25 protein-coding genes are annotated in these 25,976 nt (G+C 73.2%); 6 read left to right on the top strand and 19 right to left on the bottom strand.

Features of this window, described 5'->3' with window-relative positions:
• Window positions 1-2 precede the first annotated feature (2 nt).
• On the bottom strand, window positions 3-1,901 hold the full coding sequence (gene uvrC, locus VK501_RS06725) for an excinuclease ABC subunit UvrC (RefSeq protein WP_324335917.1): 1,899 nt from the start codon (window positions 1,899-1,901) through the stop codon (window positions 3-5).
• 36 nt (window positions 1,902-1,937) lie between these two features.
• Here uvrC and VK501_RS06730 point away from each other — a divergent pair, with 36 nt between their 5' ends.
• A complete protein-coding gene (locus VK501_RS06730) occupies window positions 1,938-3,551 on the top strand; it encodes a RecQ family ATP-dependent DNA helicase (protein ID WP_324335919.1) in 1,614 nt (537 codons plus the stop codon).
• Between the two features lie 40 nt (window positions 3,552-3,591).
• Here VK501_RS06730 and VK501_RS06735 read toward each other — a convergent pair whose 3' ends face one another.
• Window positions 3,592-4,272 carry a hypothetical protein gene (locus VK501_RS06735; RefSeq protein ID WP_324335921.1) on the bottom strand — a complete coding sequence of 227 codons (681 nt, stop codon included), beginning with the start codon at window positions 4,270-4,272 and terminating at the stop codon, window positions 3,592-3,594.
• A 24-nt stretch (window positions 4,273-4,296) separates the two neighbouring features.
• Window positions 4,297-5,703, bottom strand: a complete 1,407-nt coding sequence (locus VK501_RS06740; RefSeq protein WP_324335923.1) for an HDOD domain-containing protein — start codon at window positions 5,701-5,703, stop codon at window positions 4,297-4,299.
• Window positions 5,704-5,786: 83 nt separating this feature from the next.
• Here VK501_RS06740 and VK501_RS06745 point away from each other — a divergent pair, with 83 nt between their 5' ends.
• Both VK501_RS06745 and VK501_RS06750 read left to right on the top strand, forming a co-directional pair.
• Window positions 5,787-8,039 (top strand): molybdopterin-dependent oxidoreductase, encoded by a 2,253-nt coding sequence (locus VK501_RS06745; RefSeq protein WP_324335925.1) that lies wholly within the window; start codon window positions 5,787-5,789, stop codon window positions 8,037-8,039.
• A gap of 129 nt (window positions 8,040-8,168) precedes the next feature.
• A complete protein-coding gene (locus VK501_RS06750; RefSeq protein ID WP_324335927.1) occupies window positions 8,169-9,578 on the top strand; it encodes an MFS transporter in 1,410 nt (469 codons plus the stop codon).
• Between the two features lie 164 nt (window positions 9,579-9,742).
• Here the strand turns inward: VK501_RS06750 and VK501_RS06755 are convergent, their stop codons facing one another.
• Window positions 9,743-10,684: a MaoC family dehydratase gene (locus VK501_RS06755; RefSeq protein ID WP_324335928.1), complete on the bottom strand. Its 942-nt coding sequence runs from the start codon at window positions 10,682-10,684 to the stop codon at window positions 9,743-9,745.
• Window positions 10,681-12,036 (bottom strand): 3-oxoacyl-ACP reductase, encoded by a 1,356-nt coding sequence (locus VK501_RS06760; protein WP_324335930.1) that lies wholly within the window; start codon window positions 12,034-12,036, stop codon window positions 10,681-10,683. The genes VK501_RS06755 and VK501_RS06760 overlap by 4 nt, the downstream gene beginning before the upstream one ends.
• A 29-nt stretch (window positions 12,037-12,065) precedes the next feature.
• Here VK501_RS06760 and VK501_RS06765 point away from each other — a divergent pair, with 29 nt between their 5' ends.
• Window positions 12,066-13,376: an acetyl-CoA C-acetyltransferase gene (locus VK501_RS06765; RefSeq protein WP_324335931.1), complete on the top strand. Its 1,311-nt coding sequence runs from the start codon at window positions 12,066-12,068 to the stop codon at window positions 13,374-13,376.
• A 109-nt stretch (window positions 13,377-13,485) separates the two neighbouring features.
• On the opposite strand, the gene VK501_RS06770 is transcribed toward VK501_RS06765, so the two are convergent.
• The 13 genes from VK501_RS06770 to VK501_RS06830 form a co-directional block, all read right to left on the bottom strand.
• On the bottom strand, window positions 13,486-14,700 hold the full coding sequence (locus tag VK501_RS06770) for an acyltransferase (protein WP_324335933.1): 1,215 nt from the start codon (window positions 14,698-14,700) through the stop codon (window positions 13,486-13,488).
• 261 nt (window positions 14,701-14,961) lie between these two features.
• Window positions 14,962-16,254 carry a M15 family metallopeptidase gene (locus VK501_RS06775; protein ID WP_324335935.1) on the bottom strand — a complete coding sequence of 431 codons (1,293 nt, stop codon included), beginning with the start codon at window positions 16,252-16,254 and terminating at the stop codon, window positions 14,962-14,964.
• 16 nt (window positions 16,255-16,270) lie between these two features.
• Window positions 16,271-16,954, bottom strand: a complete 684-nt coding sequence (locus tag VK501_RS06780) for a hypothetical protein (RefSeq protein ID WP_324335937.1) — start codon at window positions 16,952-16,954, stop codon at window positions 16,271-16,273.
• Window positions 16,951-17,283, bottom strand: a complete 333-nt coding sequence (locus VK501_RS06785) for a hypothetical protein (protein WP_324335939.1) — start codon at window positions 17,281-17,283, stop codon at window positions 16,951-16,953. Before VK501_RS06785 ends, VK501_RS06780 begins: the two co-directional genes overlap by 4 nt.
• Window positions 17,280-17,621, bottom strand: a complete 342-nt coding sequence (locus VK501_RS06790; RefSeq protein WP_324335941.1) for a TadE/TadG family type IV pilus assembly protein — start codon at window positions 17,619-17,621, stop codon at window positions 17,280-17,282. The genes VK501_RS06785 and VK501_RS06790 overlap by 4 nt, the downstream gene beginning before the upstream one ends.
• A gap of 280 nt (window positions 17,622-17,901) precedes the next feature.
• Window positions 17,902-18,264 (bottom strand): hypothetical protein, encoded by a 363-nt coding sequence (locus VK501_RS06795; RefSeq protein WP_324335943.1) that lies wholly within the window; start codon window positions 18,262-18,264, stop codon window positions 17,902-17,904.
• A 55-nt stretch (window positions 18,265-18,319) separates the two neighbouring features.
• Complete coding sequence (locus VK501_RS06800) at window positions 18,320-19,174, bottom strand: response regulator transcription factor (protein ID WP_324335945.1); 855 nt, start codon at window positions 19,172-19,174, stop codon at window positions 18,320-18,322.
• Window positions 19,175-19,287: 113 nt separating this feature from the next.
• Window positions 19,288-19,980: a phosphate signaling complex protein PhoU gene (phoU, locus tag VK501_RS06805; RefSeq protein WP_324335946.1), complete on the bottom strand. Its 693-nt coding sequence runs from the start codon at window positions 19,978-19,980 to the stop codon at window positions 19,288-19,290.
• Entirely contained in the window at window positions 19,980-20,876 is an 897-nt protein-coding gene (pstB, locus tag VK501_RS06810) for a phosphate ABC transporter ATP-binding protein PstB (protein ID WP_324335948.1), read from the bottom strand. Before pstB ends, phoU begins: the two co-directional genes overlap by 1 nt.
• Complete coding sequence (pstA, locus tag VK501_RS06815) at window positions 20,873-21,739, bottom strand: phosphate ABC transporter permease PstA (RefSeq protein WP_324335950.1); 867 nt, start codon at window positions 21,737-21,739, stop codon at window positions 20,873-20,875. Before pstA ends, pstB begins: the two co-directional genes overlap by 4 nt.
• Entirely contained in the window at window positions 21,736-22,737 is a 1,002-nt protein-coding gene (gene pstC, locus VK501_RS06820) for a phosphate ABC transporter permease subunit PstC (RefSeq protein ID WP_324335952.1), read from the bottom strand. The genes pstA and pstC overlap by 4 nt, the downstream gene beginning before the upstream one ends.
• Window positions 22,737-23,846: a phosphate ABC transporter substrate-binding protein PstS gene (gene pstS / locus VK501_RS06825; RefSeq protein ID WP_324335954.1), complete on the bottom strand. Its 1,110-nt coding sequence runs from the start codon at window positions 23,844-23,846 to the stop codon at window positions 22,737-22,739. The genes pstC and pstS overlap by 1 nt, the downstream gene beginning before the upstream one ends.
• A 61-nt stretch (window positions 23,847-23,907) precedes the next feature.
• On the bottom strand, window positions 23,908-24,267 hold the full coding sequence (locus VK501_RS06830) for a response regulator transcription factor (RefSeq protein ID WP_324335956.1): 360 nt from the start codon (window positions 24,265-24,267) through the stop codon (window positions 23,908-23,910).
• Between the two features lie 114 nt (window positions 24,268-24,381).
• On the opposite strand from VK501_RS06830, the gene VK501_RS06835 reads away from it, so the two are divergent.
• Together VK501_RS06835 and VK501_RS06840 are read left to right on the top strand one after the other, a co-directional pair.
• Window positions 24,382-25,023 carry a DUF47 domain-containing protein gene (locus tag VK501_RS06835; protein ID WP_324335958.1) on the top strand — a complete coding sequence of 214 codons (642 nt, stop codon included), beginning with the start codon at window positions 24,382-24,384 and terminating at the stop codon, window positions 25,021-25,023.
• Window positions 25,024-25,036: 13 nt separating this feature from the next.
• Window positions 25,037-25,516, top strand: a complete 480-nt coding sequence (locus tag VK501_RS06840) for a CYTH domain-containing protein (protein WP_324335960.1) — start codon at window positions 25,037-25,039, stop codon at window positions 25,514-25,516.
• 21 nt (window positions 25,517-25,537) lie between these two features.
• Here the strand turns inward: VK501_RS06840 and VK501_RS06845 are convergent, their stop codons facing one another.
• Window positions 25,538-25,972, bottom strand: coding sequence for a hypothetical protein (locus VK501_RS06845; RefSeq protein WP_324335962.1), 435 nt, complete (start codon window positions 25,970-25,972; stop codon window positions 25,538-25,540).
• Window positions 25,973-25,976 lie beyond the last annotated feature (4 nt).

The following is a 25,976-nucleotide window of genomic DNA, read 5'->3' on the forward strand; positions in this document are numbered from 1 at the left end:
TCCTACCGCCCGGTCCGCGTCCGATGCAGGAACGTGTAGAGCTCGCGGGCGACCTTGCCCGGGAGGCCGGGCACCGCCTCGAGCTGCTCGCTGGTGGCCTCGAGCACCGCCTCCGGCGAGCCGAAGTGGTTCAGCAGCGCGCGCTTGCGGCCCGGGCCGATGCCGGGCAGGTCGTCCAGGACCGACACGGTCATCGCCTTGTCGCGGCGGGTGCGGTGGTGGGTGATCGCGAAGCGGTGCGCCTCGTCGCGGACCCGCTGCAGCAACTGCAGCGCCGGCGTGTCGTGCCCGAGCAGGATGGGCTCCGCCCGGCCCGGCACGAACACCTCCTCGATGCGCTTGGCCAGCGACACCACCGCGACGCCGCGGTCCATGAAGCCCTGCAGCGCCTCGACGCCGGCCGACAGCTGGCCCTTGCCGCCGTCGATGACGATCACGTTCGGCAGCGTCGCGAACGACTCGTTGCGCTCGGGGTCGTGCGGCGAGAGGTCCTGCTGGCGCTCCCAGTTGGCCAGCCGCCGCGACAGCACCTCCGACATGGAGGCGAAGTCGTCGGGCACGCCCTCCTCCCCACCGCGGATCGTGAACCGCCGGTAGTCGGCCTTCTTCGGCGCGCCGCCCTCGAAGACGACCATGGACGCGACGGTATGCGTGCCCATCAGGTTGGAGATGTCGAAGCACTCGACCCGGAGCGGCAGCGCGTCGAGGTGCAGCGCCTCCTGGAGGTCGTCGAGCGCCTCGACCCGCTGCTGGCGTGACCGCTCGGCCTTGAGCCGGTCCTGGTCGAGCGCCAGACGTGCGTTGCGCTCGGCGAGCGACAGCAGCCGCGCCTTGTCGCCGCGCTCCGCCGCGCGCACCTCGACGTTCGCACCGCGTCGCTCGGTCAGCAGCTCGGCCAGCGGCCCCAGATCCTCGACCTCGGCCTGGACGATGACCTGCGGCGGGATCACCGTGGCCTCGCCGTAGTACTGCAGGAGGAACTCCTGGGCGACCTCGCCGACGCCGCCCTCCTGGACGTTGTCGAGGTAGAACGACTGCCGGTCGCTGAGCACGCCGTCGCGCAGCTGGAAGACCTGGGCGTTGGCGTCGGTCCCGTCGGCGGCGACGGCCACGACGTCGACCGTCCCGACGGCCTCGTTCGCCACGCGCTGGCGCTGCAGCAGCGAGCGGACGGCGGCGAGGCGGTTGCGCTCCAGCGCGGCCTGCTCGAACTCCTGCTCGGCGGCCGCCGCCTTCATCTTCTCCTCGAGGTCGCGCTCGATGTCGCGGTAGCGGCCCGAGAGGAACGCGCGGACGCCCTCGATCGACTCCATGTACTGCTCGCGATCGACGCCGTAGTCGACGCACGGGGCTCCGCAGCGCTTGATGTAGTAGTCGAGGCACGGCGAGCCCGACCGGCGCCCCGGCTCGGCGCCGTTGCACGAGCGGTACTGGAAGACCTTCCCGAGCGTCTCGAGCGTCGAGCGGGTGCGCTTGGCGCTGGAGTACGGGCCGAAGTACAGGCGGTTCTTGCGATGGCGCTCGCGCGTGAAGTACACCCGCGGGAACTGCTCGTCCATCGAGATCGCGATGTACGGGTAGGACTTGTCGTCGCGCAGCCGGATGTTGAAGCGCGGCTGGTACTGCTTGATGAAGTTCTGCTCGACGATCAGCGCTTCGGTCTCGGAGCTGACCAGCAGGAACTCGACCGAGTCGATCGAGTCGATCATCTGATGCGCGCCGCGCGTCACCGGGTTGGAGAAGTGGCCGGCGACGCGCTTCTTCAGCGACTTCGCCTTGCCCACGTAGATGACCTTGCCCTTGTCATCGTGGAACAGGTAGACGCCCGGGCCGTCGGGCAGCTTGCGGCGCTGCTCGGCCAGGCGAGTGCGGCGACCTTCGGATTGCGGCACGGTGGCCATGAGTCCTTCGAGGATAGGGTCGGGTAGGGCCTTCCCGTGCTGCCCACCGCCGATGACATCGACGCCGCCGCCCGCACCGAGCTCGGGCACGAGCATCTGCGGCCCGGCCAGCTGGAGGGCGTGCAAGCGGTCCTCGCCGGACGCGACGCGCTCGTCGTCATGGCGACGGGCTCCGGGAAGTCCGCGATCTACCAGCTCGCCGGGTTCTTCCTCGAGGGTCCGACGATCGTCGTCTCGCCGCTCATCGCGCTGCAGCGCGACCAGGTCGAGCAGGCCGAGGGCGGCACCGCGCACGAGCTGAACTCGACGCTGTCGCACCACGAGCGCGAGGAGGTGTTCCGCGCGCTGGAGGCCGGCGAGACCGAGTTCGTCCTGCTGGCGCCCGAGCAGCTGGCCTCCGAGGAGACGCGCGAGCGGCTGCGGGCGCTCGAGCCGTCGCTCTTCGTCGTCGACGAGGCGCACTGCGTCAGCCAGTGGGGCCACGACTTCCGGCCCGACTACCTCGAGCTCGGAGCGGCCGCCGAGGCCCTCGGCCGCCCGCCGGTCCTGGCGCTGACCGCGACCGCCGCCGCGCCCGTCCGCGAGGAGATCCTCGAGGTGCTGCGCCTCCGGGATCCGGCCGTGATCATCAAGGGGTTCGACCGCCCCAACATCTGGCTCGGCGTCCACCGCTTCCACGAGGCCGGCGACAAGGAGCGCGCGCTTCTGGACACGGCGAGCGACGGCGACCGGCCGGGCATCGTCTACGTCTCGACGCACAAGGGCGCCGAGCGGACCGCGGCGGCGCTGGTGGAGCGCGGCGTGCGGGCCGGCGCCTACCACGGCGGCATGAGCGCCAAGCAGCGCGACGCCGCCCAGGAGGCGTTCATGGAGGCCGACGGCGACATCGACGTGATGGTCGCCACGATCGCCTTCGGCATGGGCGTCGACAAGCCCGACGTGCGCTTCGTGCTGCACCTCGACGTCAGCGAGTCCCTGGACGCTTACTTCCAGGAGATGGGCCGCGCCGGGCGCGACGGCCTCCCCTCCCGCGCCCAGCTGTTCTACCGCCCCGAGGACCTCGGGCGCCGGCGGTTCTTCGCCTCCGGCAGGCTCGACCCCGCGACGCTCGAGCGGGTCGCCCGCGTGGTCAAGGCCGCCGGCGAGCCGGTCGACGCGGCCGCGCTCCGCGACGAGCTCGGGCTGCCGCGGTCGCGGATCGCCACCGTGCTGCACCGCCTCGACGAGGCCGGGCTCGTACACGTCGCCGACGACGGGACCGTCGCGCCGGTGCGCGGCGCCGATCTCCGCGACGGGCTGAAGGCGGCGATGGAGATGGAGGCCGACCGCGAGGCGTTCGAGCGCTCCCGCGTCGAGATGGTCCGCGGCTACGCCGAGCACGACGGCTGCCGGCGCGCCTTCCTGCTCGGCTACTTCGGCGAGGCGTTCGACCCGCCCTGCGGCAACTGCGACTACTGCGAGGCACATCCCGACGGCGCGACACCGCCGCCTGATGACGAGCCGTTCTGGGTCGGCGAGCACGTCGACCACCCGAAGTTCGGGCCCGGCACCGTCCAGCGCGTAGAGGACGGGATCGTCACCGTCGTCTTCGACCGCGTGGGCTACAAGACGCTGTCGGCCGACATCGTCATGCGCCGCCACCTCCTCTGAGGGGGACTGTCCCCTACCCCCGGGGGTAGGGGACAGTCCCCTACCCCCGGGGGGTTGGGGACTGTCCCCCTTGGTGGTCCGTCAGCAGGCGGTGCGCCTCGCGGAAGAAGGCCGTCATCGCGTCCGGCTCGTCGGCCGGACGCTCGGCGCCGGCGAAGGCCGTCGCGTTCCAGAACCTGCCGCCGGGCTTCGCCGACCATGGCGCGACGTAGGCGTAGGGCTCGACGTGCTGCTCGTCGCCGGGGGACACGCCGTAGGTGCCGCGGACGTCCTGCGCGCCGTACTCGATCGCGATGTCGAAGTGCTCGGGCCACAGGTGGATCGCCGACGGGTCGTCGTCGGGGCCCGCGCCGTCGATCAGCGCCTGCAGCGCCTCGTCGCCGTCGGCGTGCGCCTCGGCCAGCACGGTCGCGGCGCCGGCGTGGACCTCCAGTGGATCGCCGGGCAGCGCGTCCGCGCCGTCCAGCCCCACGAAGGCGCCGGCCTTGCGGAGCGTGGTGATCGTGGTGCGCCGGTCGTCGCCGTCGGGTCCCACGACCACGACCTGGGTCCCGTGCACGCCGACCCATCCGCCGCCGGGCAGATCGGGCGTGCCGAAGCCGCCCGGCCGCACCCGCAGCGCGATCTCGTTGCCCGTCGCCTGGACCCGCAGCGGGCTGATGACCCCGGCGGCCAGGGCGTGCAGCGCGAGCCGCGTCGTCACCAGCATGTCGTCCTCCACGCCGGGAGTGTCGCGCGATCGGCCTCAGGCGGCCAGCCCGTCGGGGCGGCACTCCGCCCCGGCGATCATCGCCCGGCTGCGGCCCGCGCGCTTGGCGTCGAGCAGCGCGACGTCGGCGGCCTCAAGCAGGTCGGCCAACTCGTCGCCGTGCGTGGGCGCCGCGGCGCAGCCCATCGAGAGGTCGATCTTCGGCCCACTGCCGGCCTCGAAGGCCTCGCTGACCTGCGCCATGATCCGCTGCGCGGCCTGCACGGCCTCCTCGAGGTTCCCTGGCACCAGCACCGCGAACTCGTCGCCGCCCAGCCGGCCGGCGTGCCCGTGGTGGGCGATGATCCGGCCGATCTCGGCCAGGACGAGGTCGCCGGCGGCCATCCCATGGCGATCGTTGACGGCCTTGAAGTGATCGATGTCGACGATGAGGATCGCCCCGCCGCCGTTGTCGTGCAGCGCGGTCCGCGTGGTCTGCAGCCAATGGCGGCGGTTGGCCAGGCCCGTGAGGTCGTCGGTCTGCGACAGGCGCTCGAGCTCGGCGACGCGGTGGGCCAGGCGCCCGACCTCGCCGCGCTGGTCGGTGTGCGTGATCTCGTCGGCGAGCACGTCGAGGACGTCGGCGGTCAGCGACAGGCGATCGAGGGCGACATCCAGCAGCGCGTGGTCGGCCTCCACGCCGCCGAGCATGCCGGCGACGTTGTCGGAGAGCTGCACGCAGGCGATCTCCGCGTTCGGCGAGCCGATGCCGGTCGGGCCGCCGTGGTGCCACGCGATGATCGAGGCGACCTCGGCCGGCAGCCCCCAGCGCTCGGCCAGCAGCGCGCCGCACTGGGCGTGATCGATGCCGAAGCGCTCGCGCTCGGCCAGCACGCGCTCGGCCCCGGCGGGGAGCTCGCGCGCCAGGGCGTCGCACGCCTCCTCCCCGAAGACCTCGGGCAGGACGAGCTTGCCGACGTCGTGCAGCAGGCCCGCGAGGTGGACGGCGTCGCCCGGCACGCGCGCCTCCTCGGCGCAGGCCGCGGCGCCGATGGCGACGGTGACCGCGTGCAGGTGCAACTGGCCACACGACGCGCGGCCGTTGCCGCGCGCGCGCTCCAGGAAGCGGAAGGTGGCGGCCTCGAGCGCCAGGCGCCGCAGGGCGCGGCGGCCGACGAGCATGACCGCCTGGCGGATGGTCTTGGCCCGGATCGGATGCGCCCGGGCGGCGGAGTTCGCGAACCGCAGCAGGTTGGCCGCGAACGTCGCGTCCTGCTCCAGCGCGTCCACCAGGTCGGCGGCGGTCGACTCCTCGTCATCGCACAGGGCGATGACGCGCAGCACCGTCGCGTCGAGAACCGGGAACTCGGCGAGATCGTCGATTGCGCCGGCGACGGAACGAGCAGCGACAGGGTCGATGCTGTCCTTCCAGGGCGCGCAGTCCGTTGCGTGCTTTGCCTCCATGGCCCTCTCAGGCATCGGTTCGCCGGTGTGACCTTTGAGGTGGGGATGTGGCCAGTGGACGAGTGTCGGAGTAGATTCGGGCGATGGCCGTCGCTTACCGGACCTGCCCCCTGTGCGAAGCGACCTGCGGGCTCGCGCTCGACGTCGACGAGCGCGCCGGCACCGTGACGAAGGTCCGCGGCGACGCCGAGGACGTCTTCAGCCACGGTTTCATCTGCCCGAAGGGCGTCGCGATCAAGGAGCTGCACGACGATCCCGATCGCGTGCGCACGCCGCTGCTCAAGCAGCCCGACGGCCGCTTCGCACCGGTGAGCTGGGACGAGGCGTTCGCGGAGATCGACCGGCGCCTGCCCGCGGTGGTCGACGCCGGCGGGCGCGACGCGGTCGCCGCCTACATCGGCAACCCGGCCGCGCACTCGCTCGCGTTCCTGCTCTACGGCAAGGTCCTGCTCAAGGCGCTGGGCACCAAGAACATCTACAGCGCGAGCACCGTCGACCAGTACCCCAAGCAGGCCGCCTCGGCGATGCTCTTCGGCACCGGGACGACGATCGCGATCCCCGACCTGGACCGCACCGACTTCATGCTCTGCCTGGGCGCCAACCCGCTCGCGTCCAACGGCTCGCTGATGACCGCGCCCGACGCCCGCGGGCGGCTGCGCGCGATCCGCGCCCGCGGCGGGCGCATCGTCGTGGTCGACCCGCGGCGCAGCCGCACGGCGCAGGAGGCCGACGAGCACCTGGCGATCCGCCCCGGAACGGACGCGCTGCTGTTGATGGCCTTGCTCCACGTCGTCTTCGACGAGCGCCTGGAATCGCTCGGCGCTGCCGACGGCCTCGTCGAGGGCCTGGACGAGGTGCGGGCGCTCGCCACCGACTTCCCGCCGGAGGCCGTCGCCGGCCCGACCGGCCTGGACCCCGAGGCGATCCGCCGGGTCGCGCGGGACTTCGCCGCCGCGCCGAGCGCGGTCGCCTACGGCCGGATCGGCACGACGACGCAGGCGTTCGGCACGACCGCGAGCTGGCTGATCGACGTGCTCAACGTCGTCACCGGCAACCTCGACGCGCCCGGCGGCGCGATGTTCCCCAAGCCGTCCGCGGGGCTGTCGAACACCAAGGGCCAGCCCGGCCGCGGGCGCGGCGCGCGCTTCGGCCGCTGGGCGTCGCGCGTGCGCGGCCTGCCCGAGACCTTCGGCGAGCTGCCCGTCGCCTGCCTGGCCGAGGAGATCGACACGCCCGGCGAGGGCCAGGTGCGCGCGCTGATCACCGTCGCCGGCAACCCGGTGCTCTCGACGCCCAACAGCGACCGCCTGGACGCCGCGCTGCGCGACCTCGACTTCATGGTGTCGGTCGACCTGTACGTCAACGAGACGACCCGCCACGCCGACGTGATCCTGCCGTCGCCCTCGCCGCTGGAGAAGGCGCACTTCGACGTCGTCTTCCAGGGCTTCGCGATCCGCAACTACACCAACTACTCGCCGCCCGTCCTGCCGCGCCCCGCCGGGTTCCCGGACGAGTGGGAGACCGTGCTGCGCCTGGTCGGCGTCCTCAGCGGCCAGGGGCCGGCCGCCGACGTCGCCGCCATCGACGAGCTCGTCGTGCGCGCCGCGATCGGCAAGGAGGTGGCCGACCCGTACTCGTCCTGGTACGGCCGCGACGCCGACGAGGCGCTCGCCGACCTGGAGCCGCGCGTCGGCACCGCGCGCCTGATCGACCTCATGCTGCGCACCGGGCCCTACGCGCTGACGCTCGCCGACCTGGAGGCGCGGCCCCACGGCATCGACCTCGGCCCGCTGGCGCCGCGGCTGCCCGAGGTGCTGCGCACGCGCAGCGGCCGGATCGAGCTGGCGCCCGCGGCGGTCGTCGCCGACGTCGACCGCCTGCACGACGCGCTCGCCGCCCCGGCCGCCGACCTCGTGCTGATCGGCCGGCGGCACCTGCGCTCCAACAACTCGTGGATGCACAACCTCCCGCTGCTCGTCCGCGGACCGGAACGCTGCACGCTGCAGGTGCATCCCCACGACGCCGAGCGCCTCGGGCTGACCGACGGCGGGCGCGCGACGATCCGCTCGCGCGTCGGCGCGGTGGACGCGCCCGTCGAGATCACCGACGAGCTGCGGCCCGGGGTCGTGTCGCTGCCGCACGGCTGGGGCCACGACGTCGCGGGCGTCGAGCTGGACGTCGCGCGCGACCATGCGGGAATCAACTCCAACGTGCTGACCGACGAGGACGCGGTCGAGCCGCTGACCGGCACCGCGGTGCTGAACGGCATCCCGGTGGAGGTCACCCCCGTGACGGCCGGGGCCGTCTCCGCCGAGCCCGTCGCCGCGGCCGGGTAGCCGCACGCGGCCGGGTACGGCCAGCCACCCGAACGCCGACACTGGGGTTCTCCCCCATTTCGCTGCGGGCCCGCGGGCTTCAGGGTGAGGTTCGACGACCCTCCCCGACTCTCCCCAAGGACCCTCCCCGTGAGAACCCAACGCTGGACGCTCGTCGTGGTGTGTGCCGCCACGGCGATGCTCATGCTCGACATCGCGGTGGTCAACACCGCCCTCTCCAAGATCGCCGGCGATCTCCACACCGGCCTGCACGGCCTGCAGTGGGTCGTCGACGCCTACACCTTGGCCCTCGCCTCGACCGTCCTGACGGCGGGCGCGCTCGCCGACCGCTTCGGCCGCCGGCGCCTGTTCACGATCGGGCTGGCGCTGTTCACCGTCGCGTCGGTGCTCTGCGCCGCAGCCGGCGACATCGCCTTCCTCAACTCCGCGCGCGCCCTGCAGGGCATCGGCGGGGCGATCATGTTCGCGGTGTCGCTCGCGCTGCTGGCCAACGCGTTCCCGGACATGAAGGAGCGCGCCGGGGCGCTGGCCGCCTACGGCGCCACCATCGGGGCGTCGTTCGCCGTCGGCCCGCTCGTCGGCGGCGCGCTGACCAGCGGCCTGGGCTGGCGCTGGATCTTCCTCGTCAACGTGCCGCTCGGCGTCGCCTGCCTGGCGATCACGCGGGCCCGCGTCGCCGAGTCCCGCGACCGCTTCGCGCGCCGCGTCGACGTCGGCGGGCTCGTGACGCTGACGGCGGGGCTGTTCCTGCTCATCCTCGCGTTGCTGCGCGGCAACGAGGACGGCTGGGGCAGCGCGATAATCGTCGCCGAGCTCGCCGGCGCCGGTGCCTTCCTCGCGGCCTTCCTGGCCATCGAGGCGCAGATCGCCGAGCCGATGCTGCCGCTGCGCCTGTTCCGCAACGGCGCCTTCACCGGCGCCCAGGTCGGGGCGTTCGCGATCTCCGCGTCCTTCTTCGCGGTGTTCTTCTACATCACGCTCTACCTGCAGCAGATCCTCGGCCTGTCGGCGATCGAGGCGGGCCTGGTGTACCTGCCCGGCACCGTCATCATGTTCTTCGTCTCCGGCGCGACGAGCGCCATGGGCGAGCGCGTCTCCGGCCGCGCGATGGTGTCGGTCGGGCTCGTCCTGGTCGGCATCGGGATGGCGCTGATGACGCTGGCCCAGGTCGACTCGTCGTGGGCGATCGGCCTGCCCGGATCGATCGTGGCGATGATCGGCACCGGCCTGTTCAACCCGGCGGTCAGCGGCTTCGCCCTCGGCTCCGTGCCCGAGCGCCAGAGCGGGCTGGCCGCCGGCGTCAACGACACGTTCCGCCAGGCCGGCATCGCGGTCGGCGTCGCGGCGCTCGGCGCACTGATCCCGGCGGGCGCCGCGCTCGGCCAGGGTGACCCGGCGGCCTACGTGAGCGGCATGCACGACGCCCTGTGGGTCTGCGCCGTGCTCTGCTTCGCCGGCGCGATCGCGTGCTGGCGACTGCTGCGTGCGCCGCTCGGCGCCCCGGCCGCGGCGGGCCACCTGATGGCCGACGCGGCCTGAGCGCCGGGCCGTCTTCAGACCGCGCCCTGGGCCTCCGGCGAGGCGTCCAGGGCGCGGTCGAAGGCGGCCGTGATCCCGCTGAGCGTCGGTCCCTAACCCGCCGCGGGTTTCGCCCCCTGGGCGAAGACCCGCAAGGGAACCTGGCCCTCTGGGCCAGTGTTCCCCTAGGAGCCGATGCGTCCCTCGAGATGCGGGACGCCGCGGCGCGCGTCGTGCACCGCGAACGTGCGGCCCGCGCTCGGGCCCGGGCCGTCGCGCTCGGTGGAGAAGCCGACCCTCGCGGGCAGCAGCACGGGGAGCTTGAAGCGCACCTCGACGGCGAACGAGGCGGGCAGCTCGGGCTGCAGCGCGGCGAGGCAGCGCGCCTTGAGCCACATGCCGTGGGCGATCGCCCGCGGCTGGCCGAACGCCTTGGCGCTCAGGCGATGCAGGTGGATCGGGTTGCGGTCGCCCGAGACGGCGCCGTAGCGGCGGCCGATGTCTTCCGGAACGTCCCAGAAGGCCTCGGCCTCGGGCGGCTCGGGGCGGTTGGCGTCGGACTTCTTGGTGGGGTTGCTGCCGCCCCGGCGCAGGTAGGTGCTGCGGCTCTCCCACACGCGGTCGCCGTCCACGCCGGCCTCGGCGACGACGTCGAACTGCCGGCCCTTGGGGTGGTCGCGCAGGCCGGTGGCGTACACGCGCAGCGAGGGCGTCTCGGCCAGCCGCACCGGGCGGTGGTGGTCGATCCGGTTGGCGACGTGGACCAGGCCGAGCACGCCGAACGGGAACGCGCCGTCGGTCATGAGGCGCATGGCGAGCGGGAACGCGAGGACGTGGAGGTAGGTCGCGGGCAGCTGGTCGCGCAGGCCGAACCCGCAGACGCGCGCGTAGTCGGCGACGTGCCCCGGGGGGAGCGCCACCTCGGGCAGCGCGAAGGCGAGGTCGGGGAGCCCGCCGTCGCCGCGGCCGGGGCCGGGGCCGAGGAGCGGGACGCGCCGCAGGAGCGGGACGCGCCGCAGGAGCGGCAGCGCATAGGCGCCGGCGACGGCGCGGGGGTAGAGCGTGGCCGTGCTCGGCGCGGAGGCGAGCGTGCGGGTGGTCGTGGTCGTCGTCGCCACGGGCGTCACGCGCCGATCAGGCTCTGGCCGCACACGCGCACGACGTTGCCGTTGACGCCGCCCGACGCCGGGCTGCCGAGCCACGCAATCGTCTCGGCGACGTCGACCGGCAGCCCGCCCTGGGCGAGGCTGTTCATCCGGCGCCCGCCCTCGCGGACGACCAGCGGCATCGCGGCCGTCATCTGCGTCTCGATGAACCCGGGCGCGACGGCGTTGATCGTCGCGCCGCGCTGCGCGAGCTCGGGCGCGAGCGCGTCGACCACCCCGATGACGCCCGCCTTGCTCGCGCCGTAGTTCGTCTGGCCGCGGTTGCCCGCGATGCCGCCGATCGACGAGACGGCGACGATGCGCGCGCCGGCGCCGACGAGGTCGCCCATCAGCAGGGCGTCGTTGAGGCGCTCCTGGGCGGAGAGGTTGACGTCGAGCACCGCGTCCCAGAGCTCGCGCGGCATCCGCGCGAGCGTCTTGTCGCGGGTGATGCCGGCATTGTGGACGACGACTTCGACCGTGCCGTGGCGCTCCTGCAGGTAGGCGGCGAGCGCGGCGGGCGCCTCGGCGGTCGTGATGTCCAGCGACAGCGTGGAGCCGCCGATGGCGTTGGCGACCCCGGCGAGATCCTCGCCCTGGGCCGGGACGTCGATGCAGACGACGTGCGCGCCGTCGCGGGCCAGCACGGTGGCGATGGCCGCGCCGATGCCGCGCGACGCGCCGGTGACGGCGGCGACGCGGCCGGCCTGCGGCCTGTCCCAGTCGGCCGGCGCCGGCGACTCGCCGGCACCGATCCGGACGACCTGCCCCGAGACGTAGGCCGAGCGCGAGGAGAGCAGGAACCGCAGCGTCGAGTCGAGGTGGTCCTCCGCCCCGGGCGCGACGTACACGAGCTGGCCGGTCGCGCCGTGGCGCAGCTCCTTGGCGGCGGACCGGACGAAGCCCTCGAGCGCGCGCTGGGCCACGGCGTGGCGGCGGTCGGACGCCTGCTCGGGCGGCGTGCCGAAGACGACGAGCCGCCCCGACGCGCCGATGCGGCGGATCGTCGGCGAGAGGAAGTCGTGCAGCGCGGAGAGGTCCTCGGAGGTCGTGATCCCGGACGCGTCGAAGACGACGGCGGCCCAGCGCTCGGTGGACTCGCCGTCGCCGGCATCGTGACGGGCATCGGCGTTCGCGCTCTTCAGGATCCGGTCGACCACCGGGCTGAGCCGGGCGCCGGGGGCCCCGCCCAGCAGCGCGGGTCCGTCGAGCAGCGGCTGGCCCGGCTCGTACCGGCGCAGCGGCGTCGACTCCGGAAGGCCCAGGCGGCCCACGAGGAACCGGCCGGGCGGCGTGGAGGACAGTCGTTGGTAACGGTCGGCAGCTTGCGACACGGTTCGATGTTACATTCTTTGGTGTCATCATGGCCAGGCAGAAGACCGAACTCTCCACGCTCCCCCGCCCCGCAGCGATCCTCGGCGGCAACCGGATCCCGTTCGCGCGGTCCAACGGCCCCTACGCGCAGGCCTCCAACCAGGACATGCTCACCAGCACGCTGGACGGGCTCGTCGCCCGCTTCGGCCTCGCCGGCGAGACCGTGGACGAGGTCGTCGCCGGCGCGGTGCTCAAGCACAGCCGCGACTTCAACCTCGCCCGCGAGGTCGTCATGGGCAGCGCGCTCGACGACGCGACCCCGGCGTTCGACGTCCAGCAGGCGTGCGACACCGGCATCCAGGCGGCGATCCTCGCGGCCAACAAGATCGCGCTCGGGCAGACGGAGGTCGCGATCGCCGGTGGCGTCGACACGACCAGCGACGCGCCGCTGGGCGTCAACGACGACCTGCGCCGGCTGCTGGTGAAGGTCAACGCGAGCAAGAGCACCGCGGAGCGGGTGAAGCTGCTGGCCCACGTGCGGCCGGGACACCTGGCGCCCGACGTCCCGCGCAACGCCGAGCCGCGCACGGGCCTGTCGATGGGCGAGCACGCGGCGATCACCGCCCGGCGCTGGGGGATCGGCCGCGAGGAGCAGGACGAGCTGACGGTCGCCAGTCACCAGCGGCTGGCCGCGGCGTATGACCGCGGGTTCTTCGACGACCTGGTGACGCCCTACCTCGGGCTGTCGCGCGACCAGAACCTGCGGCCCGACGCGAGCGTCGAGAAGCTCGCCGCGCTGAAGCCGGTGTTCGGGGCGCGCGACGACGGCGCGACGATGACGGCCGGCAACTCGACGCCGCTGTCGGACGGCGCCTCGGCGGTGCTCCTGGCGAGCGACGCGTGGGCGGCCGCGCGCCGGTTGCCCGTGCTCGCCCACCTGACGCACAGCCAGACCGCCGCGGTCGGCTACGTCCACGGCGACGAGGGCCTGCTGATGGCCCCGGTCTACGCGGTGCCGAGGATGCTCGCGCGCGCCGGGCTGACGTTCGACGACTTCGACTTCTTCGAGATCCACGAGGCGTTCGCCTCGCAGGTCCTGGCCACGCTGAAGGCGTGGGAGGACGACGAGTTCTGCCGCACGCGCCTGGGCCTGGATCGCGCGCTCGGGTCCGTCGACCGCGCCAAGCTGAACGTCAACGGCTCGTCGCTGGCCGCGGGCCATCCGTTCGCGGCGACGGGCGGGCGCATCCTGGCGACGGCCGCCAAGCTGCTGGCCGAGAAGGGCTCGGGCCGAGCGCTGATCTCGGTGTGCGCCGCCGGCGGCCAGGGCGTCGTGGCCGTGGTCGAGCGGACCGGCTGAGCTGGGCCGCTAGGTGGCCCACTAGGAGCGTGGGTCCCCAATGCGCCGCGGGTTTCGCCCCCTGGGCGAACACCCGCAAGGGAACCTGGCCCTCTGGGCCAGTGTTCCCCTAGCTCTCGGCGGGCTGCGGGCGCAGGGCGCGGCGCTCGCCGGTCTGCTGGCGGCGGGGCTCGGCGGCGGGCGCGCCGGCAGGCGCCGGGCGGGGCGCGCGACCGCGCGTGACGCGCTGCGCCCAGCGCACGGCCGGGCGCTCGAGCAGCAGCCAGCTCAGCGTCGCGACGGGCAACGTGATGGCCATGACCATGAGCAGCTGGCGCGTGAGCGTGTCGGGCCAGCGATGCGTCTCGCGCAGGAACACGATGACCGGGAAGTGCACGAGGTAGACGCCGTAGGAGACCTTGCCCAGCCAGCGCGCGGGACCACGGGAGAGCGCCGTCGCCCGGATCGGCGAGGCGACCAGCGCGGCGAGCACGAGCGCGATGCCGGCGATCCCGGGCGCGTCGCCGACCAGGTTGCGCGCCGACTGCGAGCCGAGCCCCTTCGCATGCCAGACCGAGTTGATGATGATCAGCGCGGCGCCCGCGAGCAGGGTCGTGGTGGCGACGCGCCGCGTCAGCGAGCGGCGGTGCAGCAGGACGGCCGCGGTCATGCCCGCGCCGAACTCGACGAGGTGCGGCAGCAGCGAGGTGCTCAGCGTCTTCGGCCAGTGGTGCTGCACGGCCAGGACGATGCTCAGCGCGCCGCCCGCGACGACGGCGAGGGTCAGCGCGGCCTGCCGGCCGCGGTGCGCGCCGAGGCGCAGCGCGAGCGCGCCGATCAGCGGCAGCACGGCGTAGAACGACACCTCGATGGCCAGTGTCCACATCGGCGGGTCGAGGTGCTTGATCGTCTCGTCGAACTGGTTCTCGGCGAAGAGCAGGAACACCGGCAGCTGGGCGACGTCGATCTGCATCGGGTGGTCGAGGTGGCGCAGCAGCAGGAACGAGCCGGCGAGGGCCGCCCAGTAGGCCGGCAGGATGCGGGCGGCGCGGCGGATGACGTACCGCCTGAGGCGCGGACCCGCGTTCCCGTCGAGCGCCGCGGCGACGAACGGCCGGTAGATCAGGAAGCCCGAGAGGACGAAGAAGAGCTGGACGCCCAGGCGGAGCTCGCCGATCAGGAAGTCGAGGAACTCCTTGGGCGGCTTGTGCAGGTCGCCGTAGCTGAACATCCACACGTGCAGGACGAGCACGCCGAGCGCGGCGAGGCCACGCAGGCCGTCCAGCGCGTCGAAGCGCGGACGAGGGGTCTCGCTCGGGCGTGTGGGCGGGTCGGCCGTGGGCATGTGCGGACGGTCGGGCACGGACTTGAGAGGCGGCGAAGAAGGTCCGAGGCAGGCGCCGGGCGCCGCGTGGATCCTCGCCGGTGCCCGCTCTCGTACCCAGACATGGCGCCCTTACACCCTAGGAGAACCGCCACGCGATGGCGTCGGTGTCGATGACGCCGTCGCCGGCGGTGGCAGGTCGCGGTGATGGTGCCGAGCTTGGCGGCCGGGCGCGTCGCGCGCCGGGTGGCCTTGACGTGACCTTCAGCGCGTTGACGGGCATCATGCGATCAGCCGCACCTGGAGGCCGGTGCCCGCGGCGGCCGGGTCGCCCGTGCCGCCCAGGAGGCCGAGGATCTCGGCGACGTACGCGACCGTCTCGGGGAAGGACGGGATGCACCCGCATGCCGCGACGGCACCGGCGCCGGCGTTGTAGGCGGCGAGCGCGAGGGGCACGGACCCGAACTGCGCGAGGAGGTCGTGCATCAGGTGCGCCTGGGCCATGATGGACGCGTCGCCGTCGAGGGGATCGGTCAGGTTGTAGTCCTTGGCCGTGCCGGGCATGAACTGCGCCAGGCCGAGCGCGCCCGCGCTGGAACGCGCGAACGGGTTGAAGCCCGACTCCTGGTAGAGCTGCGCCGCGAGCAGCGCGGCTCCGACGTTCCAGCGCTGCGCCGCACGCCCGATCGCGGGCGCCCACCTCGCCGGGACGAACGACGGCAGCCCGCTGCGCCCGTCACCCGGCCCGAAGCCGACGCTGCGGGAGCCGGCGGCTCTCGTGTAGCCGAAGTGCCACGGTTCCCAGTTGTACCTCAACTTGAAGCCGAAGCGCGGCGCGTGCGCGGCAAGCCACGGGTACGCCGACGCCGGCCCGAGGTCCAACTCGGTCCCGAGGCGGTGGAGCGACGTCCCCGGCCGGGCGACCCACTTCGGATCGGGATGGGCGGCGAAGAGCGCCGCCTGCTCGGCGTTGCCGCGAAAGGCGCTCGTGACGATCAACGTCACGCCGCCGGCGCGAGCGGCGGCGCTCATGCGGTCGAACGCGAGCGCCACGTCGGGCCGCATCCGCTTCCCCTGCCGCGTTGCCAGCGGTCCGGCGTACTCACCGGAGAGGTCGCCCCCGGCGCTCGGCAGCGTGACAGACGCGATCTCCGCCACCGCCCGCGCATCCTCGACCACCTCCCGTCCGGCGATGCGGATCGGGTCACGGACCGTGACGGCGATCCGGTTGGGCGCGATGGCGCCGGCATCCGGGAACGCGACGGCGACCCGCCGCGCCCCGTTGCGCCGCGCGGTCGCGACCGCCGCGGTCCGGCCGAGCGCCAGGTACGCCGTGCGCTCGAGGTGGCGCGGGTTCGGCACGCCATGGTCGAGCTCCGCGGGCTCGAACAGCCGCGGCTGCGCGGCCCGCATGGCCTCCGCCCCGGCCAGCGCCGCGAGGTCCGCGGCGCCACGCCGCTCCTGCTGCGCGCCCAGTCCCCGCGCCAGCGCCCCCAACACCCCGGCTCCGACGAGCACGGCGAGCAGGACCCCGAGCAGCAGCAGCGTCGCCTGGCCGCACTCGCCGCGGAGCATCGCCCGCGCCGGCCCGCTACGCCACATCGCTGCCACGCAGGGCGGCGCCGGCGGCGGCGCGCAGGGCTGGTGAGAGCAGGAGGCCGTAGGAGAGGACGAGGCGGCGCGTCGCGGTGCCCTCGGCCGGCAGGCGAAGGACTCCAGTGGCGCGACCGAGGCGAGCGGCAGCCAACACGGCGAGGTGCTCGAGGCCGGCGGGGGCGTCGGCCGGCGGGACCACGATCAGGCGGTCCAGGTCGGCGAGGAGCGGGTCGAGGCCCGGTGGCCGCGGGCCCGAGACGACCACGACGAACGGGGCGTCGCCGGCGGCCGCCAGCGTGCGGTGCGCCGCGGCGCACGCCTCGGCCTCGGCCTCGGGAAGCAGGACGGTGACGAGGCGACCGCGAGCGCTCGCGGCGAGCCCCCGCGACGCCAGCCGCGCGGCGAGGCGACGCGCCGGCGCCACGGCCGGCGCCGAGGTCGGCGCCGCACCCACGCCGCCGTCGCCCGTCCAGCGACACACGACCACGCACGGCACGCGAGCCGCGGCGGCCACGGCCAGGCCGAGCGTCGCCCCCGCCGCGGGGGCGTCGGCCGGCGCCGCGAGGACGCCGAGCGCCGTCGGCACCACCCGCTCGGCGACCGCTGCCACCGGCCGTCTCACCGCGGGATCCGCCACGACGAAGAGGTCGCGCAGCCGCGTCAGCACCGCGGCGCTCACGAGCCCGGTCCCGCGTCGGCCTCGGCGCCGGCGGCGAGGAGATCGGCCGTGCCGGGCAGCAGCCCCGGTGGGGCGATGCGGACGCGCACGTGGCGGCCGGAGACGTGGACGCTCAGGCGGGCGTGGGCCCAGTCGGGCGCGGCGGCGCGCGCGGCACGCGCGGGGTCGCCACCCTGGACGAGGGCCATCGCGGCGGCCTGGGCGGCGCCGTCGGCGGCCGCGCGCGCGACGCCGGCCGCCAGCAGCTGGCCGGCGCCGAGCGCGACGATCACGGCCAGCGGCACCATGCCGAGCAGCTCGACGCTGGCCTGCCCCGAGGTTCCCCTCACGCCTGCGGCTCCATCCACGCCCGCGCGCTGACGGTGCCGAGCGACGCCCCACCGCCCACGACGACCGGCACCGAGAGCCGCACGCGCACGCTGTCGCCGTCGCGCGCGACCTCCACGCCATCGCGCACCGCACCCGGCAGGACGCCCCGCGCCGCCGCCTCAGGATCGGCGCCGAGGGCCTGGGCCCGGGCCGCCTCGCGCGCGGCCGCGCCCACCATCCACCACGCCTGACCGGCCACGACCGCCTGCCACGCCAGCAGCGCGACGAGCGCGAGCACGGGCAGCAGCGCCACGAACTCGACCGACGCCTGGCCCTCTTCCCCGCGCGATCTCGCCATGGCGTCGACGATCGCGCTCCGCGCGTGACGGAACTACGCGCGCTGGTGACGACTCTGCGGAGAGACGGTGCCGCGGATCAGCCGGGACCGCCCGCGCCGACCCTCAGATGGGTTGTTCCACGAGGCGGTCCCGTCGATGGCCGGTCCGGGCGGATGCCTGAGGTCGCACGATCTCGCAGCCGATCCTGGTCGGATCGGCAAGAACCCGGACCCACCCGCCCGGCCTCAGGCGCCGGCCGGGCCGGTCAGCGGCGGCAGCGAACCCGTGGAACAACTCATCTCAGTACCCGTAGGACCGGTGGTGGTTCCACACCGCGTACAGCGACCCGCCCGCGGCGATCAGCAGCACGAAGAACACCAGCGTCCCGACGCCCGTGTCGAGCAGCTTCCCGCGCCCCGCGAGCGCCACGACGATCGCGGCCAGCCCGCCGTACAGCAACGCCCGATGCCGGTCGCCCAGCCCGAAGATCGCGACACGGTTCTCGCGGTAGAACCGGATCCCGAGGAACACGAAGATGACCAGGATCCCGATCGAGAGCAGCCCGCCGATCAGGCCGGCGGTCTGGCCGCCGCCCGGCAGGAACGCCACCGCGGCGGCGATCGCCACGATGATCAGGATGTTGCGGACGGTGGCGTTGCTCACGAGGCCATCAAGGCTACCGCTGCGCGGCGCCCCCGGCGCACGACGCGCCCCCGCGCTACGACGTCAGCGCGCGGAGCTCGGCCGCCAGCGTGTCGTCGTCGGTCGCGAAGCGCATCGTCGCGGGCGCGGGACCGTCGGCCGGCTCGGCCTCGGCGGCCTCGGCCACGCGCCGGGCGGGCTCGCTGCCGTCGACGGGCTCGGCCGCGAAGCGGTAGCCGACGCCGAAGTGCGTGTGGATGTAGCGCCAGTCCGGCGACGCCTTCTCGAGCTTCTGGCGCAGCTTGCGCACGAAGACGTCCACCGAGCGATCGCCGCGGGCCATCGCGTAGCCCCACACGCGCTGGTAGATCTCCTCGCGCTCGAGCACGCGGCCCTCGGAGCCGGCCAGCAGCTCGATCAGCTCGAACTCCCGGCGCGTCAGGTCGACGGACGCGCTGTCGACGAACGCCTGGAAGCGATCGGAGCGGATCTCGAGCTCGCCGGCGGCGACCGGGCCGCGCTCCTGGCGGGCATCGCTGCGACGGCGACGGCGGACGACCGCCTCGATGCGGGCGATCAGCTCCTCGGGGTGGCACGGCTTCGACAGCCAGTCGTCGGCGCCGAGGCGCAGGCCGCGGACGCGCTGGGCGACCGTCGACTGCCCGGTGCACACCACGATGCCCAGGCCCGGCAGCTCCGAGGAGACGCGCTGCAGGTAGTCCCAGGCGCCGGGGCCCAGGATCGAGAGGTCGATGACGAGCGCGCTCAGGCGCATCGCCACGATGGTCTCGACCGGCACGGCGGAGGCGAGTGTGCGGTGCTCCCAGCCGAGGCGCTCGAGCCGCTTGTCCAGAACCTGGAGGAAGCCCGAGTCGGTGTCGATGACGGCGAGCCGGAGGGGCTGCGCCGAAGTGCCGCGTTCGGTCGTCATGTCGGGGGACGAGTCTACGGGGCAGACTCGACGGCCGTCTCCCGAAACCGCCCCGTGGTCACTGGATCTTCACAAGCGAAAACCCGCACGGAGCGGGGCCATCCGCCGTTGCGTCACACCAGCGGCTGCGGATGCGACGAGTCCGAGAACTCCCGGAACAGCCCCGTCACCACGAACGCCGTCTGCTCGCCGACGTCCACGGCGTTGTCGCCGATGCGCTCGATCGCCCGGGCGACCATCACCATGTGCATCGCCCACTCGCGCGTGTCGGGGTCGGTGCCGACGTCGATCGCCAGCTGGAAGATCTCGCGGTTGAGCATGTTGATGCCGTGGTCCTGGCGGACCAGGTCCTCGGCCAGCGCGACGTCGCGCGTCGCGAACGCCACCTTGGCCTGGCCGACCTCGGTGCGGGCCGCGCGGCCCATGCGCAGGATCCGCTCCAGGACCTCCTTGCGCACCGGCGGCTCGTGGCCGGTCAGCGGGATCGTCTTGGCGATGTTGACGCACTGGTCGCCCATCCGCTCGATGTTCTTCATCACGTGCAGCATGGCCGCGACGATGCGCAGGTCGCCCGCGACCGGCGCCTGCAGCGCGAACAGCGACAGCAGGCCCTGATGGACCTCGAGGTAGCGCCCGTCGATCAGGTCGTCGTTGGCGATGACCATCGCGGCGAGCTCGACGTCCTGGTGCTCGAGCGCCTCCAGCACGCGGTCGAGCTGCTGCACGACCAGGTCGAGGCCGCCGAGGCCCTGGGCCTCGACGCGGCGCAGCTCGTCGGCGAAGTGCTGTCGCGTGCGCTCGGCCATCACCCGAACTTCCCGGTGACGTACTGCTCGGTGCGCTCGTCGCCCGGATTGGTGAACACCTTGTCGGTCGGCGCGTGCTCGACCAGCTCGCCCGCCAGGAAGAACGCGGTCGTGTCGGCGACGCGCGCCGCCTGCTGCATGTTGTGCGTGACGATGATGATCGTGAAGCGCTGCTTGAGATCGTCGATCAGCTCCTCGATCTTCAGCGTCGCGATCGGGTCCAGGGCCGAGCAGGGCTCGTCCATGAGGATGACCTGCGGCTCGACGGCGATCGTGCGGGCGATGCACAGGCGCTGCTGCTGGCCGCCGGAGAGGCCGATGCCCGGCTCGGCGAGCCGGTCCTTGACCTCCTCCCACAGGCCGGCGCCGCGCAGCGAGTCCTCGACGCGCTGCTTGAGGTCGACGCCCTTGATCCCGTTGAGCTTCAGGCCCGCCGCGACGTTGTCGAAGATCGACATCGTCGGGAACGGGTTGGGCTTCTGGAAGACCATGCCGATGGCGCGCCGGACGGCCACGACGTCGACGCTCGATCCGTAGATGTCCTCGGTGTCGAGGAGCACCTGACCGGTCGCGCGGGCGCCGGGGATCTCCTCGTGCATGCGGTTCAGGCACCGCAACACGGTGGACTTGCCCGAGCCCGACGGACCGATCATCGCCGTGACCCTGTTGGGGGCGTAGTCGATGGAGACGCCCTTGATCGCGTGGGCGGCGCCGTAGTAGGCGTCGAGGTCGGTCACCGCGATGCCGGGAGCGGCCTGCTCCACCTCGCGCGCCGGCGCGTCGCTCGCGCCGACCGCACCCGAGGTCGAGCGGTTGGGCAGGGGGGCGCGCGGTGCGCCGGAGCCGTCGGGAGTGGTGCGCTGGTCGTCCATGGTCTTGAGGTCCCGGTCGGTCACGAGAGACGGCTCCTGCGCGACGCCAGCCGCGCGACGAGGGTGGTGAGCAGGATGAGGGACACCAGCGCGAGCGCCGAGCCCCACGCCCGTTGCACGAGCGCGTCGTTGGGGGACGAGACGTCAGTGTAGATCTGCACGGGCAGCGAGTTCATGCGCTCCCCGAGGTTGAACGTCGTGCCGTTGACGATCGCCGCGGTGAACAGCAGCGGCGCGGTCTCGCCCGCCGCGCGCGCGACCGCCAGCAGCGAGCCGGTGACGAGGCCCGGCAGCGCGGTCGGCAGCACGACGCGCATCGTCACCCGCCAGCGCGGCGTCCCCAGGGCGAGCGCCGCCTCGCGCAGGCCGTCGGGCACGAGCAGCAGCACGACCTCGGCCGCCCGGGTCACGACCGGCAGCATCAGCAGCGCCAGGGCCATCGAGCCCTTCCAGCCGGCGAAGGAGCTCCCACCCCAGCCGGCGAGCACGAGCGTCACGTAGATGAACAGCCCGAAGACGATCGACGGGACGCCCGTCATGACGTCCACGAAGTAGCGCACCGTGGAGGCGAAGCGGCCCTTGCGGCCGTACTCGACGAGATAGAGGGCGACGCCCCAGCCGAACGGGATCGCGATGAGCGAGGCCAGCGCGACCATCTCGACGGTGCCGAGGATCGCGCTCTTGACGCCGCCCTGGTCGCCGAGGAAGTTGCCGGTCGGGTCCTTGGTGAAGAAGTCCAGCGACCACGCGCCGAGGCCCTTGCTCAGCAGGTAGTAGATGACCGCGACGAGCGGGATCAGCGCGATGAACGTGCCCAGCGCCAGGACGGCGCGCATCACGCGGTCGGTGACGCGACGCCGCGGCGTCAGCTGCGCGAGCGCGCTCATGCGTGCCCCCCGGGGACGGCCTTGACGCTGCTGCCCTTGCCTTCCGCCCGCCGCACGAGCGCGCGGGCGGCGAAGTTGATGCCGAGCGTCAGGACGAACAGCACGAGGCCCGCGGCGAACAGCGCGCCGGCGTGGACCTTGTCGTTGGCCGCCTCGCCGAACTCGTTGGCGATGACCGCGGCCAGCGTGTAGCCCTGGTCGAAGATCTGCTTGCCGATCGTCGGCGAGTTGCCGATGACCAGCGTCACGGCGATGGTCTCGCCGATCGCGCGGCCCAGGCCGAGCATCGCGGCGCCGGTGATACCCGAGCGCGCGTAGGGCAGCACGGCCATCCGGATCATCTCCCAGCGCGTCGCGCCGAGCGCGAGCGACGCCTCCTTGAGGTCCGCCGGCACCGTCGAGATGACCTCGCGCGAGATCGCGGAGACGATCGGCAGGATCATGATCGCCAGGATCAGGCCGGCGATGAAGTAGTTGGGGCCGGCGACGTTGCCGCCGACGAAGGGCAGGAAGCTGAACGTGTCGGAGAACCACTGCTCGGCCGGCTTGAGCTTGGGGATCAACACGAAGATCCCCCACAGGCCGTAGACGACCGACGGGACGGCGGCGAGCAGCTCGACGAGGACCACGAGCGGGCTGCGCACGCGGCGCGGCGCCAGCTCGGTGATGAACAGCGCGGTGGCGACCGCGATCGGCACGCCGATGACCAGCGCGATGGCCGCGGTGATCAGCGTGCCGACGACCAGCGGCCACGCGCCGAAGATCGCCTTGGAGGGGTTCCAGTCGTTGGTGAACAGGAACGAGAAGACGCCCTGGTGGCTGAGCGCCGGCTGCGCCTTGGCGACGAGGTAGACGAAGAAGAACGCGATCAGCGCGAGGATGAGCCCCGCCAGCGTCATCAGGATCGAGCGGAACAGCGGGTCCGCGCGGCGCGCCGACGGCGACCGCTCCAGGATGGAGCGGCCGCCGGGGCGGACGTCAGGTGCCGTAGCTGCCATCAGCTCCCGATCGCGGCGCCATTGCACTGCATCGCGTCGACGACCGCCTGGTCCTTGGCCTTCAGGCTGTCGGGGATCGGCGCGTAGGAGAGCTTCTTGATGGTCGCCTGGCCGTCGTTGAGCAGGTAGTTGAAGAACGTCTTCAGGCCGGTGGCCTTGTCCTTGTCCAGGCCCGCCTTGCAGCCGTCCTTGTAGGCGATCGCGAACGTCTGCGAGACGATCGGGTAGGCGGCCGCGCCGGGGGCGTCGATCGTCGAGACGCCGAGATCGGCCGGGATGTCGATGCCCTCAGCGGCGGCCGAGGTCGACTCCAGCGTCGGCGCGACGTACGCGCCCGACTTGTTCTTGACGTCAGCGAACGTGAAGCCGTTCTGGAGCGCGTAGGCCTGCTCGACGTAGCCGATCGCGCCGTCGGTCTGCTTGACGGCGGCGGCGACGCCGTCGTTGCCCTTGGCGCCGGTGCCCGTCGGCCACTTGATGTCCTTGTCCACGCCCGGGCCGCCCTTCCACTCCGGCGAGTAGTTGGCCAGGAACTGCGTGAAGCCCTTCGTCGTGCCCGAGGAGTCCGAGCGGTGGATGACGGTGATCTTGGTCGACGGCAGGGTCGCGTCAGGGTTCTGCGCCTTGATCGCCGCGTCGTCCCAGGACGTGATCTTGCCGAGGTAGATCTTGGCCAGCGTCGCGCCGTCGAGCTTCAGGCCGGTGTCGACGCCGCTGACCTTGTACGACGCCGTGATCGCGCCGAGCGCGAACGGGATCTGGATCGGCTCGCCCTTGTTGATGGCGGCCTTGTCCGCGTCGGCCAGCGCCGGGTCGGAGCCCGCGAAGTCGACCGTGCCGGCGGCGAACTGCGAGACGCCGGCGCCGGAGCCGACGCCCTGGTAGTTGATGGTCAGGCCCTTGTCCTTCAGATCGGCGCCGACCTGCTGGTAGATGGGCGCGGCGAACGTGGAGCCGGCGCCGTTGAGCGTCGCCTTGACCGTGGAAGCGGTGGAGGTGCTGGTGCCACCGGACGACGCGCTCGAGTTGCTGTCGTCGCTGCCGCAGGCCGCGAGGCCGGTGGCCAGCGCGCAGGCCGCCATCGCGGCGGGAAGGATTCGGGGGGTCATTTCTCGGTGCTCCTTATCTCGTTGTCGCGCGGCAGGCTGACGCGGCAACGACCACATCCTGTTATCGCGGTGTGGTCGAGTTGTGAAAGACGTGTGAAGCCTCGGGCGAGAAGCGGTATCCGAACCCCACATGGGTGTGGATGAACGCCCACGCCGGCAGCGCGGTCTCGAGCTTCACGCGCAGCTTGTGCACGTAGACGTCGATCGAGCGATCGCCGTCGCGCAGCTCGCTGCCCCACACGAGCGTGTACAGCTCGCCCCGGGAGACGATGCGGCCCGCGCGCTGCATGAGCGCCACGAGCAGCCCGAACTCGCGAACCGAGAGCGTCAACGCCCGGCCGGCCGCCAGGACCAACCCGTCACCCGGGCGGATCTCCAGCTCTCCCGCGTACAACACGTCGTCTGTGTGCGCAGCCTCCATCCCGGGCAGGCTCCCGCGCCGGCGCCCACGTGCCGTTACCGTCCGGTGAATCCGTTGTGAACGAGCGGTGAACGCCTGTCGACGGTGCACCGCACGAGCTAGGCTCGATCTCGGATGGCGCTGTTTCGCACGACCGACACGGGGGTCCTCGACCTTTTCGAGGAGTCTGGACGCAACGTCCAGCGCGCGACGCTGCTGCTGCGCGACCTGCTCGCCGACTACCCCGAGCGCGCAGACCTCGCCCGCGACCTGCTGCTCTCCGAGCAGGAGGGCGACCGCATCACGCACGACATCATCCACCGCCTGAATCGGAGCCCGCCCGCCCGCGCCGGCCGCCCGCCGCTGGACCCCTCCGACGGCCACCAGCTCGCGACGACGCTCGACGACATCGTCGACTTCGCCGAGCAGGCCGCCGACGAGCTGTCGCTCTACGGCGTCGAGGCGCCGATGGAGCAGGCGGCGCTGATCGCCGAGGTGCTCGTCGGCGCGGGCGACCAGGTCGCCCAGGCGCTGCGGTGCCTGCGCTCGGGGTCGGAGATGGCGCCCCACCTGGTCGAGATCCATCGCCTGGAGAACGAGGGCGACCGGCTCGGCCGCGAGGCCGTCGCCTCCCTCTTCGCCACCGGCATCGACCCCATGGTGGTCATCCGGTGGAAGGACATCTTCGAGACGCTCGAGCAGTCGATCGACGCCTGCGAGAAGGTCGCCCACGTGCTCGAGGGCATCACCCTCAAGCGCCGCAAGCGCCGCCGGTAGGGGTGCCGTAGGCGTGGAGATCGAGCGCAAGCTGCTGGTCGACGAGCTGCCCGGCGACCTGGGCGCGTGGGACGCCGAGGAGCTCGAGCAGGGCTACGTCGCGATCACCGACGAGGCCGAGGTGCGGGTGCGGCGCCACGGCGGCGCCGGCGGCCGCGCGCGGCTGACGGTGAAGTCGGCGCCGGGGCTGCGGCGCGTCGAGGAGGAGCTGGAGCTCGACCCAGCGGCGTTCGAGCGGCTGTGGCCGCTGACCGCGGGCCGGCGGGTCGTCAAGGTCCGTCACTCGTGCGAGGTCGGGCCGGGCGTGGTGCTGGAGCTCGACGTCTACGCCGGTCCGCTCGAGGGCCTGGCGACGCTCGAGGTCGAGTTCGACGACGAGCGGGCGGCGGGCGCATGGACGCCGCCGCCGTGGGCCGGGCGCGACGTCACCGGCGACCCCGCGTACGCCAACCAGGCGCTCGCGGTGCACGGCCGGCCGCCGCAGGGCGCCTGACGCGGCGCGGCGCGGCGCCGGCTACCCGGGCGTCGTCGTCTGGTCGCTGAGCGCGCGTGCCGGGGGCGGCGGGGAGGCCGCCGCGGAGCCGGCGGGGAGACCGGCCGGCGCCGGCACGACGGCCGCGCCGACGAGCGTCGACTGCGCCTGCAGCATCAGCGGCTGTCCGCAGCGCCAGCAGTACGCGGCGCCGCGGCTGTGCGGGGCGCCGCACGCGCGGCACTGGCCGCCGACGCCCTGGTCGACCTCGGCCACGAGGCGCTCGACCTCGCCGAGCTCGGCGTCGGCGTCCTGCAGCTCGGCGGCCTTGCGCACGAGGACGTCGAGCCGGAAGTGATCGCGGATCGCCATCTCGTAGGTCAGGCCGCCGAGGTCCCAGTGCAGGGTCGCGACCTTCTCGGCCAGCTCGTCGCGCCGGCGCCGCAGCTCGGCGTGGATGTCTGGAGTGGTGCTCATGTCG

Source organism: Baekduia sp. (assembly GCF_035318805.1).
Taxonomy (GTDB): Bacteria; Actinomycetota; Thermoleophilia; order Solirubrobacterales; family Solirubrobacteraceae; genus Baekduia.

Excerpts from the sequence above, each read along its gene's own strand:
- VK501_RS06800 (WP_324335945.1), bottom strand. The coding sequence starts at position 19,174 with ATGACGACCGAACGCGGCACTTCGGCGCAGCCCCTCCGGCTCGCCGTC.
- VK501_RS06790 (WP_324335941.1), bottom strand. The coding sequence starts at position 17,621 with ATGGCGAGATCGCGCGGGGAAGAGGGCCAGGCGTCGGTCGAGTTCGTG.
- VK501_RS06835 (WP_324335958.1), top strand. The coding sequence starts at position 24,382 with ATGGCGCTGTTTCGCACGACCGACACGGGGGTCCTCGACCTTTTCGAG.
- VK501_RS06740 (WP_324335923.1), bottom strand. The coding sequence starts at position 5,703 with ATGGAGGCAAAGCACGCAACGGACTGCGCGCCCTGGAAGGACAGCATC.
- uvrC (WP_324335917.1), bottom strand. The coding sequence starts at position 1,901 with ATGGCCACCGTGCCGCAATCCGAAGGTCGCCGCACTCGCCTGGCCGAG.
- VK501_RS06745 (WP_324335925.1), top strand. The coding sequence starts at position 5,787 with ATGGCCGTCGCTTACCGGACCTGCCCCCTGTGCGAAGCGACCTGCGGG.
- pstS (WP_324335954.1), bottom strand. The coding sequence starts at position 23,846 with ATGACCCCCCGAATCCTTCCCGCCGCGATGGCGGCCTGCGCGCTGGCC.
- VK501_RS06770 (WP_324335933.1), bottom strand. The coding sequence starts at position 14,700 with ATGCCCACGGCCGACCCGCCCACACGCCCGAGCGAGACCCCTCGTCCG.
- VK501_RS06775 (WP_324335935.1), bottom strand. The coding sequence starts at position 16,254 with ATGCTCCGCGGCGAGTGCGGCCAGGCGACGCTGCTGCTGCTCGGGGTC.
- pstC (WP_324335952.1), bottom strand. The coding sequence starts at position 22,737 with ATGGCAGCTACGGCACCTGACGTCCGCCCCGGCGGCCGCTCCATCCTG.
- VK501_RS06845 (WP_324335962.1), bottom strand. The coding sequence starts at position 25,972 with ATGAGCACCACTCCAGACATCCACGCCGAGCTGCGGCGCCGGCGCGAC.
- VK501_RS06830 (WP_324335956.1), bottom strand. The coding sequence starts at position 24,267 with ATGGAGGCTGCGCACACAGACGACGTGTTGTACGCGGGAGAGCTGGAG.
- phoU (WP_324335946.1), bottom strand. The coding sequence starts at position 19,980 with ATGGCCGAGCGCACGCGACAGCACTTCGCCGACGAGCTGCGCCGCGTC.
- VK501_RS06765 (WP_324335931.1), top strand. The coding sequence starts at position 12,066 with ATGGCCAGGCAGAAGACCGAACTCTCCACGCTCCCCCGCCCCGCAGCG.
- pstA (WP_324335950.1), bottom strand. The coding sequence starts at position 21,739 with ATGAGCGCGCTCGCGCAGCTGACGCCGCGGCGTCGCGTCACCGACCGC.